The organism is Microbacterium sp. B35-30, assembly GCF_010634855.1.
GTDB lineage: Bacteria > Actinomycetota > Actinomycetes > Actinomycetales > Microbacteriaceae > Microbacterium.
In genome coordinates, this window is the sequence record NZ_MWLQ01000007.1 from 1 (window position 1) to 16774 (window position 16774).

Here is a 16774-nt window from a genome sequence, read left to right on the forward strand (position 1 = left end):
CGCTCAACGACCGGGACCTGCCGGTCGTCGAGCGAGCGAGGGACGGGCGAGACCAAACGGCCGAACCCGCCGGCGACCTCAGAAGCCGCGTCGGCGGGTCGCGTCCTGCACCTCTCCGATGAGCTCCTCGATGATGTCCTCGAGGAAGAGCACCGCTGTGATCTCTCCGGCCTCGTCGCGCACCTGGGCGAGGTGACGCCCGGCGCGGCGCATGACGGCGAGTGCGTCCTCGAGATCAGTCGACTCCAGCACGGGCACCATGTGGTGGATGCGCTTGGTCGGGATCGGGAGGGCGACCTCGGTGGCGGCATCCGGTCCCTCCGCCGCCCGCAGGATGTCCTTGAGGTGCACGTAGCCGACCGGCACGCCGACCTCATCGACGATCACGTAGCGCGAGAAGCCGTGCTTCGCCACCGCGCGTTCGATCTCGGCGGGTGTCGTCGTCTCGGGGAGCGTCACGAGCTGCGACAGCGGCACCGCGACGTCGGCGGCCTTCTTGTCGGTGAACTCCAGCGCAGCCGACACGGTACCCGCCGCATCGTCGAGCACCCCCTCGATGCGCGACTGGTTCACGATCGTCGCGACCTCCTCGAGCGTGAATGTCGAGGCGGCCTCGTCCTTCGGCTCGACGCGGAACAGGCGCACCACGTGGTTCGCGATCCAGTTGAGGGTCACGATGATCGGGTGGAACAGCTTCGACACCCACACCAGCGGGGTCGCGAGCATGAGCACCGCGCGGTCGGGCACCGAGAACGCGAGGTTCTTCGGCACCATCTCGCCGAAGACGACGTGGAGGTACGACACCAGCAGGAGCGCGATGGCGAACGCGACGCCGTCGACGACCCCCTCAGACCAGCCCGTGAGGGCCAGGGGCCCCGCGAGGAGATGGTGGATGGCGGGCTCGGACACGTTCAGGATCAGCAGCGAGCAGATCGTGATGCCGAGCTGGCTCGTCGCCAGCATGAGCGTCGCGTGCTCCATCGCATACAGCGCGGTCTTGGCCGACCGCGATCCCTTCTCGGCGAGCGGCTCGATCTGCGAGCGGCGGGCCGAGATGACGGCGAACTCGGCGCCGACGAAGAAGGCGTTGGCGATGAGCAGCACCACCAGCCAGGCGATTCCGGCCCAGTCGTTCATCGGCGATCACCCGCCTCGGTGGTCGCGTCGTCGTGGGGCATCGGCGTGGGCGTGAACCGCACGCGGTCCACCCTGCGTCCTTCCATGCGCTGCACCTCGAGAGATCCGTCCTCGATCTCGAGGGTGTCGCCGGCGACGGGAATCCGTTCGAGCACGCTCATGATGTAGCCGCCGACGGTGTCGTAGACGTCGCCTTCCGGAATGCGGATGCCGGTGCGATCGCGCACCTCGTCGGGCCGCAGCTCGCCCGGGAAGATCACGGTGTCGCCGACCCGCACGATGCCCGCGCGACGGAGGTCGTGCTCGTCGAGCACCTCGCCGACGATCTCCTCGACGAGGTCCTCGAGCGTGACGACGCCCGCCGTGCCGCCGTACTCGTCCACGACGACGGCCATCTGGTACCCGCGGGCGCGCAGCTCGGCCACGAGCGCATCGAGGTGGACCGCCTCGGGAAACCGCAGCGGCTCGGTCGCCAGCGCGGCGGCGGGAACGTCGGCCCGGCGCTCGCGGGGCACGCCGACGGCGGCCTTGAGGTGCACGATGCCCGTGATGTCGTCCATGTCCTCGCCGTACACGGGGAACCGGCTGTGCCCGGTGCGGCGGGCGAGCTGGATGACGTCCTCGGCCGAGTCATCGGCGGCGAGGGCGTGGATGCTGGGCCGCGGCGTCATCACGTCGGCCGCAGACAGGCGGGCGAAGGTGAGGCTGCGGTCGAGGAGCGACGCAGTGTCCTCCTCGAGCACGCCGGCACTGGCTGAGCGTCGGACCAGGCTCGACAGCTCCTCGGCCGTGCGCGCGCCCGACAGCTCCTCCTTGGGTTCGATGCCGGCCGCACGCAGCACGCCGTTCGCGCTGCCGTTGAGGACGACCACGGCGGGACGGAACACCGTCGTGAACGCCACCTGGAACGGCATGACCAGCTTGGCGGTCTGGCGCGGGATGGCCAGCGCGAAGTTCTTGGGCACGAGCTCGCCGAGGATCATCGAGAACACGGTCGCGATCGAGACGCCGATGACGGCGGCGAGGGGCCGAGCGATGCCGGACGGGATGCCCCACGCGTCGAACACGGGTGCCAGCAGGTTCGAGATCGCCGGCTCCATTGTGTAACCGGTCAGCAGCGTGGTCAGTGTGATGCCCAGCTGCGCGCTGGAGAGGTGCGTGGATGTGATCCGCAGCGCGCTGATCGTGAGCGAGAGCCGCGTTTCGCCCGCCTCCTGGCGGGATTCGAGATCGGCCCGGTCGAGGTTGACGAGCGCGAACTCGCTCGCCACGAAGAGTCCGGTGCCGATCGTGAGCAGAAGCCCCACGCCCAACATGACGTAATCCATCACGCATCACCCCCCTGGGATCGGGGAGCGGGTCGGTGGGGCGATTGTCTGCAACTAGGAGGGTCGTCCATCGTGCCGACAAGTCTACGGCAGGGGTGCGGAGCCCAACGGGCCGATGTCAAGCCCCTCGCCGCCTCCGATCCGCCCTCGCACGATGGCTCTCCAGGCGCTTCCGCCGAGGGCAGAAGGAATCGGAGAGGTCATGACCACGACGGACCACGGACTCGATGACCGGCACGCACCGGATCCCGAGCATCCCGACAAGCCCGACACCCCACGCGAGATCGAGAAGCGCTCGTGGAAGTACGTCTTCGTCAAGACCGCACGCGAGTTCACGGCCGACGAGTGCACCGACATCGCCGCCGCGCTGACCTACTATTCGGTGCTGGCCATCTTCCCCGGGCTCATCGCCGTCTTCTCGGTCTTCGGGCTGATCGGCCGCAGCAGCCAGGCCACCGACCAGATCATCGGCATCGTCGACACCGTCGCCCCCGACGCGGCGGACGCCCTGCGAGGCCCCCTCGAGCAGGCGGCGGACTCCCCCGCCGCGGGCTGGGGTCTCGTCCTCGGCCTGGCGCTGGCGATCTGGTCGGCGTCCGGCTACGTGGGCGCCTTCAGCCGAGCGATGAATCGCATCTACGAGATCGAGGAGGGCCGGCCGTTCTGGAAGCTCAAGCCGGCGCAGATCCTCATCACGCTGATCGGCGTCGCGCTGATCGTCGTCGCCCTGGTGATCCTCGTCGTGTCGGGGCCGGTGGCCGACGCCGTCGGGTCGGCACTCGGGCTCGGGGAGGTCGCCACGACCGTGTGGGAGATCGTCAAGTGGCCGGTGCTCGCGGCGATCGTCGTGCTGATGGTCGCGATCCTCTACTACGCCACGCCCAACGCCAAGCAGCCGAAGTTCCGGTGGATCAGCCTCGGGTCGCTGCTGGCCATCCTCATCCTCGCCGTCGCGTCGGTGGCCTTCGGCCTCTACGTCGCCAACTTCTCGAACTACGACCGCACCTACGGGTCGCTGGCGGGCGTCATCATCTTCCTGTTGTGGCTGTGGATCGCGAACATCGCGCTGCTGTTCGGCGCGGAGTTCGACGCCGAGCTGGAGCGCGGGCGCCAGCTGCAGGCGGGCATCGCCGCCGAAGAGGACATCCAGCTGCCGCCGCGCGATACCCGCAAGAGCGACAAGGCGGCCGAGAAGGAGCGCCACGATGTGGAGGAGGGTCGGCGCATCCGCAGGGCGCACGAGGAGGACGAGAACGACGATGACGACGCGGATGCGAACGGCGCCGACCCCACCTCGTCCCGCCGGACGGGATGACCGATGCCCGCGCGCGTCGTCAGGTCGCCGGAGCGGCTCGCTCCGGCGCCTTCACCAGCTGACCGGGAGCGCCTTGCCCTCGTCGTAGCCGGCGGCGGACTGGAGGCCGACGCGGGCGCGGCCGTGGAACTCGGCCACGGTCGACGCGCCGGCGTAGGTGAACGACGAGCGCACCCCCGAGGTGATCATGTCGAGCAGGTCCTCGAGGCCCGGGCGGAGCGGGTCGAGGTAGATCTTCGACGACGAGATCCCCTCGGCGAACAGCTCCTTGCGGGCGAGCTCGTAGGGGTCGAGGCGGCCGAACCGCTCGTGGACGGCCTTCGTCGAAGCCATGCCCCACGATTCCTTGTAGGAGCGGCCGGCCTCGTCGACCTGCAGCTCACCGGGCGCCTCGATGGTGCCCGCGAACCACGAGCCGATCATCACGGATGCCGCGCCCGCCGCGAGCGCCAGCGCCACGTCGCGCGGGTACCGCACGCCGCCGTCCGCCCACACGTGCGCGCCCATGAGTCGCGCGGCCTCGGCGGTCTCGAGGACCGCGGAGAACTGCGGCCGGCCGACAGCCGTCATCATGCGGGTCGTGCACATCGCGCCCGGTCCGACGCCGACCTTGAGGATCGTCGCGCCGGCGGTGACGAGGTCGTGCACGCCCTCGGCAGTGACGACGTTGCCGGCGGCGATCGGGATGCCGAGGTCCAGGTCGGCGACCGTGCGCAGCGCGCGCAGCATGCCCTCCTGGTGCCCATGCGCGGTGTCGACGACGAGCACGTCGACCCCCGCCGCCGCGAGCGCTCGAGCCTTCGCGGCGACGTCGCCGTTGATGCCGACTGCGGCGGCGACGATGAGGCGTCCCGATGCGTCGACCGCGGGCCGGTAGAGCGTCGAGCGCAGAGCGCTGCGGCGTGAGAGCGTTCCGACCAGGTGACCGTGGTGCAGGACGCAGACCGTGTCCGCCTCGGCGGCGACGATGACATCGAACGCATGGCGCGCGCTCTCGATGTCGTCGGCGTCGACGGATGCCGCACGCCCGCGTGCGAGGTCACCCAGGCGCGCGTCGGGCAGGGCCGTGCCGAGTCGCGTGGCCGGCACGATGCCGAGGATGTCGTCGGCGTCCACCCGGCCGGCGGCAGCGTCCGCGACTACGATGCCGTGACCGTCCGTCGCGGGCAGCAGCCGGGCGGCGTCGGCGACCGTCGCGTCGGCGGGCAGGACCAGCGGCGTGTCCCACTCGACCGGCTGCGCCTTGACCCAGCGGATCGCGGCATCCAGCTCCTGCAGCGGCATGTCCTGTGGCAGCACGCCGAGACCCCCGCGACGAGCCAGGGTGGCCGCAAGGCGTGCACCCGTGACGGAGTTCATGTTGGCCGACACCAGCGGCAGCGTGGCCGTCGTGCCGTCGCCGGGCGAGAGGTCGACGTCGAGGCGGCTGGTGATCGCCGAACGCCGCGGGACGAGGAAGACGTCCGAGTAGGTCAGGTCGACGTCGGGTGTTTCGCCGTAGAACTCCATGACCGCCAAGGGTAGTGACAGTTCCTGTGCGGATAATCATGCGGGTTCTTTCAGGAGCCTCACCCCTTCAGGCCGGAACGGCCCACGCAGACTGGGCTAGGCTTAACTGTCGCGTGTGCGGGCTCGCAAGCCCCGCGCGCATCCCAGAACTTCACCGATGAAAGCAGGCGATTCAGCGTGTCGAGCCAGGTGACGGGCGTCGGGGTTTCGAACGAGGGAGAGTTCGGAGCCAACGAGTGGCTCGTCGAGGAACTGTACGAACAGTTCAAAATCGACCGGAACTCCGTCGACAAGGAGTGGTGGCCCATTCTCGAGGCCTACCACCCTGCCGACGGCGCAGCACCGACGGCGCCCCCCGCGCCGGCAGCAGCAGCGGCGCCGGCTGCAGCCGCAGCGCCGGCGGCGGCACCCCCGGCCGCCGCAGCACCGGCAGCACCCGCGCCGGCGGCACCAGCAGCGCCGGCCGCGACATCCGAGCCCCGCCCGGTGACGGCGCCGATTCCGGTGATCGGCGCACAGCCCGTGGCACGCACCACGGCACGGCCCGCAGCCCCGCAGCCCATCCCGGCGCAGGCGCCCAAGTCCCAGCCCTCGTCGGCTGAGGCCGAGGCCGAGGCCGACGTCGTCACGACACTGCGCGGCATGCCGAAGACCCTCGCGGCCAACATGGACGAGTCGCTGACCGTCCCGACCGCGACCAGCGTCCGCACCGTGCCGGCGAAGCTGATGATCGACAACCGCATCGTCATCAACAACCACATGGCGCGCACGCGCGGCGGCAAGGTGAGCTTCACGCACCTCATCGGGTGGGCGATCATCCAGGCGCTCAAGGAGTTCCCCAGCCAGAACGTGTTCTACGCAGAGATCGACGGCAAGCCGTCGGTCGTCGCCCCGGCGCACATCAACCTCGGCATCGCGATCGACCTGCCGCGGCCGGACGGCACCCGCGCGCTGCTCGTGCCGAGCATCAAGCGCGCCGACCGGCTGACGTTCAACGAGTACCTCACGACGTACGAGGACCTCGTCACGCGCGCACGCGGCAACAAGCTGACGGCAGCGGACTTCCAGGGCACCACGATCTCGCTCACCAACCCCGGCGGCATCGGCACCGTCCACTCGGTGCCGCGCCTCATGAAGGGCCAGGGCTGCATCGTCGGCGCCGGCGCGCTCGAGTACCCCGCCGAGTTCCAGGGCGCGAGCGACAAGACGCTCAACGAACTCGCCATCGGCAAGACGATCACGCTCACCAGCACCTACGACCACCGCGTCATCCAGGGTGCGGGCTCGGGCGAGTTCCTCAAGAAGGTGCACGAGCTGCTCATCGGCCAGCGCGGCTTCTACGACGACATCTTCGCGGCGCTGCGCATCCCGTATGCCTCGATCCACTGGGCCGCCGACATCAATGTCGACCTCGCCGAGCGCGTCGACAAGACCGCCCGCGTGCAGGAGCTCATCAACTCCTTCCGCGTGCGCGGCCACCTCATGGCCGACACCGACCCGCTGGAGTACCAGCAGCGCACCCACCCGGATCTCGAGATCGAGAACCACGGGCTCACCTTCTGGGACCTCGACCGCGAGTTCGTCACCAACGGGTTCGGCGGCAAGCGCCAGATGAAGCTCCGCGACATCCTCGGCGTGCTGCGCGACTCGTACTGCCGCACGATCGGCATCGAGTACATGCACATCCAGGACCCCGGGCAGCGCGCGTGGTTCCAGGAGAACGTCGAGATCAAGTACCAGAAACCCGGTCACGACGAGCAGCTGCGGATCCTCGACAAGCTCAACCAGGCCGAGGCATTCGAGACGTTCCTGCAGACGAAGTACGTCGGGCAGAAGCGCTTCAGCCTGGAGGGCGGCGAATCGCTGATCCCCCTCCTCGACGAGATCCTGCAGGGCGCGGCCGAAGCCGGCCTCGACGGCGCCGCGATCGGCATGGCCCACCGCGGTCGCCTCAACGTGCTGACCAACATCGCGGGCAAGACCTACGGCCAGGTCTTCCGCGAGTTCGAGGGCTCCGTCGCCATCGGCTCGAAGAGCGGATCGGGCGACGTCAAGTACCACCTCGGCACCGAGGGCACGTTCGTCGCCGACAACAAGGCCGAGCTGCCGGTGTACCTGGCCGCGAACCCCTCGCACCTCGAGACGGTCGACGGAGTGCTCGAGGGCATCGTCCGTGCGAAGCAGGACCGCAAGCCGATCGGCACGTTCACCTGGCTGCCGATCCTCGTGCACGGCGACGCGGCCTTCTCGGGCCAGGGCGTCGTGGTCGAGACGCTGCAGATGTCGCAGCTGCGGGGCTACCGCACGGGCGGCACGGTGCACGTGGTCGTCAACAACCAGGTCGGCTTCACCACCACGCCCACCGACGCGCGGACCTCGGTCTACGCCACCGATGTCGCCAAGACGATCCAGGCGCCGATCTTCCACGTGAACGGGGACGACCCCGAGGCCGTGACACGCGTCGCGCAGCTGGCTTTCGCGTACCGCGAGCGCTTCCACCGCGACGTCGTCGTCGATCTGGTCTGCTACCGCCGCCGCGGACACAACGAGGGCGACGACCCCTCGATGACGCAGCCGCTCATGACCAACCTCATCGAGGCGAAGCGCTCGGTCCGCCGGCTGTACACCGAGGCCCTCGTCGGCCGCGGTGACATCACCGAGGAGGAGTACGAGAAGGCGAAGCAGGACTTCCAGAACCGCCTCGAGATCGCTTTCGCCGAGACGCACGCGGCCGAGACCGGGTCGTCACCGGTGGTCGTCCCGGATGCCGCGGCCGAACCCGCGGCCGGGGAGCCTGAGACCACCGGGGTCGCGCGCGAGATGATCAGCCTGATCGGCGAGACCTTCGTGAACAAGCCCGGCGGCTTCACGGTGCACAACAAGCTGCAGCAGCTGCTCGACAAGCGCCTGGACATGAGCCGGAACGGCTCGATCGACTGGGGTTTCGGGGAGCTGCTGGCGTTCGGCTCGCTGCTGCTCGAGAAGACCAACGTCCGCCTCGCCGGCCAGGACTCCCGTCGTGGCACTTTCGTGCAGCGCCACGCGGTGCTGCACGACCGTGCGAACGGCCAGGAGTGGATTCCGCTGACGAACCTCAGCGAGGACCAGGGCCGCTTCTATGTCTACGACTCGCTGCTCAGCGAGTACGCGGCGATGGCGTTCGAATACGGCTACTCGGTCGAGCGCGCGGACTCGCTGGTGCTGTGGGAGGCGCAGTTCGGCGACTTCGGCAATGGCGCGCAGTCGGTCGTCGACGAGTTCATCTCGTCAGCCGAGCAGAAGTGGGGCCAGCAGTCGAGCGTGGTGCTGCTCCTGCCCCACGGCTACGAAGGCCAGGGTCCGGACCACTCGTCAGCCCGCATCGAGCGCTATCTGCAGATGTGCGCGCAGGACAACATGACCGTCGCGCGCCCGTCGACGCCGGCGTCGTATTTCCACCTCCTGCGCCGCCAGGCGTACGCGCGCCCGCGCCGCCCGCTCATCGTCTTCACGCCGAAGGCGATGCTGCGCCTGCGCGGCGCGACCAGCCCGGTCGAGGACTTCCTCAACGGCAGGTTCGAGCCGGTGCTAGACGACGATCGCGTGACCGACAAATCCGCTGTCAAGCGCGTGCTGCTGCACGCCGGCAAGATCCACTGGGATCTGCGCGCCGAGCTCGACAAGAACCCGAACCCGGCGATCGCGCTGGTGCGGCTGGAGCAGTACTACCCCGCCCCGGTCGACGAGCTCAACGCCGTCATCGACTCGTACCCGAACGCCGAACTGGTGTGGGTGCAGGACGAGCCCGAGAACCAGGGCGCCTGGCCGTTCATCGCGCTGGAGGTCGTGAAGCATCTGCGCGGTCGCACCATCAGCCGCGTGTCGCGTGCCTCCGCGGCATCCACCGCCACCGGCTCGCCGAAGGTGCACGCCGCCGAGCAGGCCGCCATCATGCAGCAGGCGCTCACCGTCTAGGCGACGCGTCTGACCGGTCCGGCCCCGGACGCCCCTCTCCGTAGGCGCGTCCGGGGCCGGTGCCGTCACACGGGCGCCGCCGTCGTGCCCACTCGAGGAGATCGTCGCCCGTCCTCAGATGAGGAGATCGTTGCCCGTCCTCAGATGGGGAGATGAGCCGAGATGCGGACCCTCACCGGCGCGCCGCCTCTCATCTCCGCTCAGGTCCTCAGTTGAGGACCGCGCCGCGACGGGCCGCTCACTCCTCGAGCGGCTCCACGCCGGCGCGATCGAATGCGGCGGCCGCGGCATCCGTCGACGCCTCGCCGTCGGTCGGGACCAGGCCGAGACGCGTGCGACGGTCGATCAGATCGGCGATGCTCAGTGCGCCCTCGACGGCGACGCCCCACTGGAGCTCCTGCGCCGTCACACCGCAGGCGCCGCCCGGACCGCCGGGCAGCGACGCCGCATACGGCGCCTCGGCGCCGAACCGGCGCACGAGGCGGCCGGGAGCCGTGATCTCGCCCAGTCGGCGCCGGGGCCACGCCCCCACGAGCGGGATCGAGCGCGTCGGCGAGGGGCGCGAGGGCAGGCCCGGATCGCGGCGGATCACGGCGTCCACGGCATCTTCCGCCATGCGTCGGTAGGTGGTGAGCTTGCCGCCGACGATGCTGAGCACGCCCGACGTCGACTCGATGATCGCGTGACGGCGCGAAAGATCGCTGGTGTCGTCGTCGTCCGCACCCGCCAGCAGCGGACGCAGGCCGGCGAACGTCGCGAGCACGTCCCCGTGGTCGAGCGGATCGGCGAGGACTGTGTTCACGGTGCCCAGGAGTGTGTCGATCTCCGCCTCGGTCGCGTGCGCCACCTGCGGGATCGGCCCGTCGGCGGGCACGTCGGTGAGGCCGATGTAGGTGCGTCCGTGCGGGGCGGGCAGTGTGAACACGAAGCGACTCGTCGACCCGGGGACCGGCACCGTGAGAGAGACGTCCGAGCCGCCGAGCCGCGCGGTCGACACCACGAGGTGGGTGCCGCGGCTGGGCCGCAGCCGCACCTCGGGGTCGAGGTCCCCCGCCCACACGCCGGTCGCGCTCACGACAGCACGAGCACGGACGTCGACGACCGCGCCGGTCACCCGGTCGCGCAGCGTCGCCGCGCGACCGGTGACCGAGACCGCCTCGACGCGGGTGAGGACGGATGCCCCGTGCCCGGCGGCCGTCCGCGCGACGGCGACGACGAGCCGGGCGTCGTCGAGGAGCTGGCCGTCCCAGCCGCGCACACCGCCGCGCAGATCGTCGGCGCGCACCGCGGGGGCCAGTCGCAGCGTCTCGTCGCGGCTGATCGCGCCGGGGCCCGGCAGGAGGGCGCCCGGCGTTCCGACGGCCCGGCGCAGGCCGTCCCCCAGTTCGTAGCCGAGGCCGATGTAGGCGCCGCGTGCGAGGTGGCCCCGCCCGTGCAGCGGTACGACCTGCGCCAACGCGCGCGTGAGGTGCGGTGCGGTGCGGGTGAGGAGGATGTGCCGCTCGAGGGCGCTCTCGCGCGCGATGCCGACCTGCCCCGACGCGAGATAGCGCAGGCCCCCGTGCACGAGCTTGGAGCTGAAGCGGCTCGTGCCGTGCGCGAGGTCGTGCCGTTCCACCAGGACGGTGCGCAGGCCGCGGCCTGCGGCATCCAACGCGATCCCCACCCCGGTGATGCCGCCGCCGATCACGAGCAGATCGATCTCCCGCTCGTCGGCAAGCGCCTCGAGCTCTCGCGCGCGCCGGGACGCGGTGAGGGCCGAGGAGAAGGGCGTGCGCCCGACGATGCGCCCGGTCATCGCTCGGGGTGCAACATAGTGAGTATCAAACACAATGTCTCAGGTACGTAATGCATGTCACCCGCCATCGCCTCACGCCACCTCGACCTCGGACCCGAGATACCCCCGCAGCGCGTGCGCGAGCTCGGTGCGCCATGCGCGCTCGGGCAGCCACTCGGCCACGAGCGGTGCGGACTGCACCGCGGATTGCGCGATCAGCAGCACCATCGCGGCGAGCTGACCCGGGTCTCCTGATCGCACGAACCCCGCCCGCTGCCCCGCCGAGATCCGGCGCGCGGTCTCGGCGTGGATGGCGCGCTGGCTCGTTCCGAGCCGGTCGAGGATGTAGTGCGCGAAGAGCTCGGGATCCGTGTCCCGCAGCCGATCGACCAGCGGCAGCCGGCGCACGCGGTCGGCGGTCTCGACGAGAAGGCCCGCGAGCTCGTCGAGGTCGGCGCACTCCCCCTGCTCCGCGGGCAGCGCCGCCACCAGCTCACGCGTGACGAGGGCGGCGAACACCGCCTGCGCATCCGGCCAATAGCGGTACAGCGTCTGCCGTGCGATTCCGCAGCGGCGGGCGATAGTGGATGCCGTCGTCCGGCGTATTCCGTGCGCCAGCACTTCCGCGAGCGCAGCGTCGAGGATCGCGGTCTCGGTGTCGGGCACTCCATCGGCCATGTGACAACCATACAGATCGTGTCATACTGTCGCCATGGCTGCGACGGCGCACACCGATCCCCCCAGCGACGCTGCTCCCCCGCGTCCCCTCGCGGTGCCGGCACCGCGTCCCCGGGGCGCCTGGGACGCCTGGGGATCGGAAGCAGCCCGTCTGCCCGCGGCGGCAAAAGCCATCGTCGCGACCGTCCTGCCCGGCAAGGCGCATCCCGTGCGGCGCCGCGCCGTGCCGGCCCTGACGCCGTCGCGGCTGTCGGGCGCCGATCTCGACGCCCTCGCCGGGGTCGTGGGCCGTGATCAGGTGACGCCCGACGACGAGGTGCGGCTGCAGCACCTCGGAGGCAAGAGCACCCCCGACCTGCTGCGCCGCCGGCTGGACGACCCCCAGGCCGCCCCCGACGCCGTCGCCTCGCCGGCCGGCCACGACGAAGTCGCCGCGGTGCTCAGCCTCTGCGCCGAACGCGATATCGCCGTCGTCCCTTTCGGCGGCGGCACGTCGGTCGTCGGCGGCGTCGACCCCGCGCGAGGCGCGCACCGCGCAGTGATCGCGCTCGACCTCACCCGCACCGCCGCCCTGCTCGCGCTCGACGAAGTCTCGCTCCTCGCGACCTTCGGGGCCGGCACCACCGGTCCGCAAGCCGAGGAGCTGCTCGGAGCGCGCGGCCTCACCCTCGGCCACTTCCCGCAGAGCTTCGCGTACGCCTCGCTCGGCGGTTACGCGGCGACGCGGTCGAGCGGTCAGGCGTCGCGCGGCTACGGCCGCTTCGACGATCTCGTCCACGCTCTCCGCGTAGCCACGCCGGCCGGTGATCTCACCCTCGGCCGCTCCCCCGCGAGCGCTGCCGGCCCCGACCTCCGCCAGCTCCTCCTGGGATCGGAGGGCGCCTTCGGTGTCCTGACCGAGGTCACGGTCCGCGTCCGCCCGATTCCGGCGGCGACCGTCTACCGCGCATGGTCGTTCCCGGACTTCGCCAGTGGAGCGTCGGCGTTCCGCGAAGCCACGCAGCGCGGCATCCGTCCCACCGTGCTGCGGCTGAGCGACGAGAGCGAGACGCGCGTGAACGCCGCGATGGGCGGGCATCTCACCCGCCTGCGCGGGAGCCTGGCCGTCGCCACCTTCGAGGGAGCGACCGCCTCCGAGGCCGAAGGCACGCGCGACGACCTCGACGCGGTCTTCACCGCACACGGCGCGACCTCGCGCGGCGAGGATCCCGCCCGATCGTGGGAGCGCGGCCGGTTCGCCTCTCCGGCGCTGCGCGACACACTCATGGACAGTGGCATCCTCGCCGAGACCCTCGAGACCGCGACCACCTGGACGCACCTGCCCGCGCTCAAGCGCGCCGTCACGGCCGCGCTGACCGAGACTCTCACCGAGATCGGCACCAAGCCCATCGTGCTGTGCCACATCTCCCACGTGTACCCCGCGGGGGCCTCGCTGTACTTCACCGTCGTCGCCGCGCTCACCGGAGATCCGCAGACGCAGTGGGCGACGGCGAAGGATGCCGCGTCCCGCGCGATCGCCGAGAGCCACGGCACGATCACCCACCATCACGCCGTGGGGCGCGACCATCGCCCGTACCTCGAAGCCGAGATCGGCGCGCTCGGGGTCGAGGTGCTCCGTGCGGTGAAGGGCGTCCTCGATCCGACCGGCATCATGAACCCCGGCGCTCTCGTGACCCCGGCCCCGACGGCCGACCGCGCATGAGGGTCGCGCTCCTCGTCAATCCCGCTGCACGCGCCGGGGCGCACACGGGCGCTGCGACCCGCGCGGCCGAACGCCTGCGCACCCACGGCGTGCAGACGTCCATCCTCAGCGGCGGCAGCGCAGCCGAATCCTCCGCGCTGCTGCGCGCCGCGATCCAGGTCGGCGTGGACGCCGTGGCGGTCGCGGGTGGCGACGGCACCGTCAACCTCGCGATCCAGGAGGTCGCGGGCACCGGCATCCCGCTGGGCATCGTCCCGTCCGGCACCGGCAACGACTTCGCCGCCACCCTCGGGCTGCGTGAGCTGGACGTCACGGCGGCCGCCGACACCATCGCCGGTGGGCGCACGAGGCGCATCGACCTCGCCCGCGTGACCCGGGGCGACGGCTCGACGCAGTACTTCGGCTCGGTGCTGGCCAGCGGCTTCGATTCGAAGGTCAACGACCGCGCCAACGCGATGCGATGGCCGCGCGGCGGCTCGCGGTACAACATCGCGATCCTCGTCGAGTTCCTGACTCTCGCCGGCATCCCGTACGAGGTCGACGTCGAGCTGGCCGACGGCACACGAGAAACTCTGAGCGGCGACCTCGTGATGGCGACGGTCGGCAACGGGCGCACCTACGGGGGCGGCATCCCGATCTGCCCGGACGCCGACCCGGCCGACGGGCTGCTCGATCTCGTGCTGGTGCGCCCGGCCGGCCGTCTGCGTCTGCTGCGGCTGCTGCCGCGGGTCTACCGCGGCACGCACGTCGGGGTGCCCGAGGTGTCGATCCGGCGCGTGCGCTCGGTGCGACTCTCGTCACCGGGCGTCACGGCCTACGCGGACGGCGACCCGATCGGGGCGCTGCCGCTCACGATCGACGTGGTGCCCGGCGCGCTCACGATCTTCACACCGTCCGGCTGACGGCCGGCGCCACCGCGCCGCACCGCGGCTGCGAACGCCGCGCGTCAGTGCGTCGCCTGGACCGCCCGCAGCTTGGCCAGCACCTGATCGCGGAGCTCTTCGGGTGCGCTCTCCTTGCATGCCCGGGCGATCACCTCGGTGAGCGTCCGTGCGACGAGAGCCTCGTCTCGACAGCCCGCACAGTTCTCGAGGTGCTCGGCGATGTCGCCCTGCTCGGTCTTGCAGACCTCGTGTCGCAGGTACTCCTCCAGGTCGCGCCGCGCCTTCTCACAGCCGCAGTCGGTCATTTCGTGCTCCTCGTGGCGGCAGTCGCGATGCCGCGCTCTTTTGCGTAGTCGGCCAGTAGTTCACGAAGCATCCGCCTGCCACGATGCAGACGGCTCATGACCGTGCCGATGGGGGTCTTCATGATGTCGGCGATCTCCTGGTAGGCGAAGCCCTCGACGTCGGCGAGGTACACCGCCAGCCGGAAGTCCTCCGGGATGGACTGCAGCGCGTCCTTCACGACCGACGCGGGCATGTGGTCGATCGCCTCTGCCTCGGCCGAGCGGGTGCTCGACGCGGTGGTCGACTCGGCGCCGCCGAGCTGCCAGTCCTCGAGGTCGTCGATCGTGCCCTGGTACGGCTCGCGCTGCTTCTTGCGATAGGTGTTGATGTAGGTGTTGGTCAGGATGCGGTACAGCCACGCCTTGAGGTTCGTGCCCTGCGTGAACGTCTTCCACGAGGCGAAAGCCTTGACGAAGGTCTCCTGCACGAGGTCGGCCGCATCCGCGGGGTTGCGAGTCATGCGCATGGCGGCGGCGTACAGCTGGTCCATGAAGGGCAGTGCCTGCTCTTCGAACTGCGCGCGCGGATCCTGCACCTGGTCCGTCTGGTCGATCGGGTCGCTCATCACGCGCCAGTCTACGGCGGCGGCCTCCAGGCCGCCGGGGCCCGGCGCGACGGGCCCGCTGTGCAACAGCGGCGCCTCGAGGTCGAGGCGGTCGAGAGTGGCGAACATCCAGCTCCATTCGGTGAGTGGCTCGCGGCCCGTGTCGACCTGCATTACGCGTCCTATCGGAGCCGTTCAGTAGGGTAGAACCCGATGACAGCCGACGCGTATTCCCCGACCTCCGCGCCGATCGAGCGCGGCCATTGGCACGCCCCCGTCGCGGACGGTCCGCTGCATGCGACGGTGACCGTCCCCGGCTCGAAATCCCTGACGAATCGCGAGCTCATCCTCGCCGCACTCGCCGACGCTCCGAGCCGCCTGATCGCGCCGTTGCACTCCGACGACTCGGCGCGCATGATCGACGCCCTGCGCTCGCTCGGCGTCGGCATCGAGCTCGTCCCCGGCGCCGGACTGTACGGCGACGACATCGAGGTGACGCCGGTGTGGCCGCTGCGCGGCGGCACCGAGGTGAACTGCGGACAAGCCGGCACCGTCATGCGCTTCGTCGCCGGGCTCGGCGGGTTCGCCCGCGGCGACGTCACCGTCACGGCGCACGAGAGCGCCCTGCACCGCCCGATGGGCGCGATGATCACGGCGCTGCGCGACGTCGGCGTCGACATCGACGACGGTGGCCACTGGTCCCTGCCGTTCAGCATCCGCGGGCACGGTCACGTCCGCGGCGGCGAGGTCACGATCGACGCCAGCGCCTCGAGCCAGTTCGTGTCGGGCCTGCTGCTCGCCGCCCCGCGATTCGACGTCGGCCTGCAGCTCCGCCACGCCGGCGCGCGGCTTCCGAGCATCCCGCACATCGACATGACGGTCGAAGCACTCGCCCACCGCGGCGTGCACGTCGAGCGTCCGGGCGTCGGCGAATGGATCGTGCCGGCAGGCGCGATCCGCGGCAAGGATGTCGCGATCGAACCCGACCTGTCCAACGCGGCGCCATTCCTCGCCGCGGCGATGATCGTCGGCGGATCGATCTCCGTCACCGGATGGCCGGCCCACTCGACGCAGCCGGGCGCCATGCTCACCGAGATCCTGTCGCTGATGGGCGCCCGCGCCGTCCGCCGCGGCGGCGCACTCACCGTCACCGGGAGCACGGGCATCCAGGGCGTCGACCTCGACCTGTCGGCCGCGGGCGAGCTCACCCCCACGATCTTCGCGCTGGCCGCCTTCGCCGAGTCGCCCTCGACCCTCCACGGCATCGGCCACATCCGCGGGCACGAGACCGACAGGATCGCGGCGCTGGTCGCTGAACTGCGCGGCCTCGGCGGCGAGGCAGAAGAGCTGCCCGACGGCATCCGCATCGTGCCGCGGCCGTTGCACGGCGGTGTGTGGCACGCCTCGCATGACCACCGCATGGCGACGACCGGTGCCCTCATCGGGCTCGCCGTGCCCGGCGTCGAGGTGGACGACATCGGCACCACGGCAAAGACCATGCCCGAGTTCCCGCAGATCTGGCAGCGCATGCTCGACGGCGAGCATGCGGACGGCGTGTCCGAGGAGACGATGCGCGCCTCGTGAGCGGCAGCGGAGTCGGT

12 protein-coding genes are annotated in these 16774 nt (G+C 70.8%); 5 read left to right on the forward strand and 7 right to left on the reverse strand.

Going from position 1 to position 16774, the window contains the following annotated elements; all coding sequences use genetic code 11:
* Positions 1-78: 78 nt before the first annotated feature.
* On the reverse strand, positions 79-1137 hold the full coding sequence (locus B2K11_RS03000) for a hemolysin family protein (protein ID WP_163616710.1): 1059 nt from the start codon (positions 1135-1137) through the stop codon (positions 79-81).
* Entirely contained in the window at positions 1134-2465 is a 1332-nt protein-coding gene (locus B2K11_RS03005) for a hemolysin family protein (protein ID WP_163616712.1), read from the reverse strand. The genes B2K11_RS03000 and B2K11_RS03005 overlap by 4 nt, the downstream gene beginning before the upstream one ends.
* 202 nt (positions 2466-2667) lie before the next feature.
* Between B2K11_RS03005 and B2K11_RS03010 the strand changes: the two genes are divergently transcribed.
* On the forward strand, positions 2668-3780 hold the full coding sequence (locus B2K11_RS03010) for a YihY/virulence factor BrkB family protein (protein WP_163616714.1): 1113 nt from the start codon (positions 2668-2670) through the stop codon (positions 3778-3780).
* Positions 3781-3831: 51 nt separating this feature from the next.
* Here B2K11_RS03010 and B2K11_RS03015 read toward each other — a convergent pair whose 3' ends face one another.
* Complete coding sequence (locus B2K11_RS03015; protein WP_163616716.1) at positions 3832-5289, reverse strand: GuaB1 family IMP dehydrogenase-related protein; 1458 nt, start codon at positions 5287-5289, stop codon at positions 3832-3834.
* A 177-nt stretch (positions 5290-5466) separates the two neighbouring features.
* On the opposite strand from B2K11_RS03015, the gene B2K11_RS03020 reads away from it, so the two are divergent.
* Positions 5467-9243 carry a multifunctional oxoglutarate decarboxylase/oxoglutarate dehydrogenase thiamine pyrophosphate-binding subunit/dihydrolipoyllysine-residue succinyltransferase subunit gene (locus tag B2K11_RS03020; RefSeq protein WP_163616717.1) on the forward strand — a complete coding sequence of 1259 codons (3777 nt, stop codon included), beginning with the start codon at positions 5467-5469 and terminating at the stop codon, positions 9241-9243.
* A gap of 238 nt (positions 9244-9481) precedes the next feature.
* On the opposite strand, the gene B2K11_RS03025 is transcribed toward B2K11_RS03020, so the two are convergent.
* Positions 9482-11041, reverse strand: coding sequence for a glycerol-3-phosphate dehydrogenase/oxidase (locus tag B2K11_RS03025; RefSeq protein WP_163616719.1), 1560 nt, complete (start codon positions 11039-11041; stop codon positions 9482-9484).
* Positions 11042-11113: 72 nt separating this feature from the next.
* A complete protein-coding gene (locus tag B2K11_RS03030; RefSeq protein WP_163616722.1) occupies positions 11114-11698 on the reverse strand; it encodes a TetR/AcrR family transcriptional regulator in 585 nt (194 codons plus the stop codon).
* A gap of 34 nt (positions 11699-11732) precedes the next feature.
* Between B2K11_RS03030 and B2K11_RS03035 the strand changes: the two genes are divergently transcribed.
* Together B2K11_RS03035 and B2K11_RS03040 are read left to right on the forward strand one after the other, a co-directional pair.
* Positions 11733-13400 (forward strand): FAD-binding oxidoreductase, encoded by a 1668-nt coding sequence (locus tag B2K11_RS03035; RefSeq protein ID WP_163616724.1) that lies wholly within the window; start codon positions 11733-11735, stop codon positions 13398-13400.
* The gene (locus B2K11_RS03040) at positions 13397-14302 is read left to right on the forward strand and encodes a diacylglycerol kinase (protein ID WP_163616725.1); all 906 of its coding nucleotides are present in this window, start codon (positions 13397-13399) and stop codon (positions 14300-14302) included. The genes B2K11_RS03035 and B2K11_RS03040 overlap by 4 nt, the downstream gene beginning before the upstream one ends.
* A 44-nt stretch (positions 14303-14346) precedes the next feature.
* Here the strand turns inward: B2K11_RS03040 and B2K11_RS03045 are convergent, their stop codons facing one another.
* Both B2K11_RS03045 and B2K11_RS03050 read right to left on the reverse strand, forming a co-directional pair.
* Complete coding sequence (locus tag B2K11_RS03045; RefSeq protein WP_163616727.1) at positions 14347-14589, reverse strand: zf-HC2 domain-containing protein; 243 nt, start codon at positions 14587-14589, stop codon at positions 14347-14349.
* Positions 14586-15194 carry a sigma-70 family RNA polymerase sigma factor gene (locus tag B2K11_RS03050; RefSeq protein WP_204259993.1) on the reverse strand — a complete coding sequence of 203 codons (609 nt, stop codon included), beginning with the start codon at positions 15192-15194 and terminating at the stop codon, positions 14586-14588. The genes B2K11_RS03045 and B2K11_RS03050 overlap by 4 nt, the downstream gene beginning before the upstream one ends.
* A gap of 192 nt (positions 15195-15386) precedes the next feature.
* On the opposite strand from B2K11_RS03050, the gene aroA reads away from it, so the two are divergent.
* The gene (gene aroA, locus B2K11_RS03055; protein ID WP_163616729.1) at positions 15387-16757 is read left to right on the forward strand and encodes a 3-phosphoshikimate 1-carboxyvinyltransferase; all 1371 of its coding nucleotides are present in this window, start codon (positions 15387-15389) and stop codon (positions 16755-16757) included.
* The last annotated feature ends 17 nt before the right edge of the window (positions 16758-16774 follow it).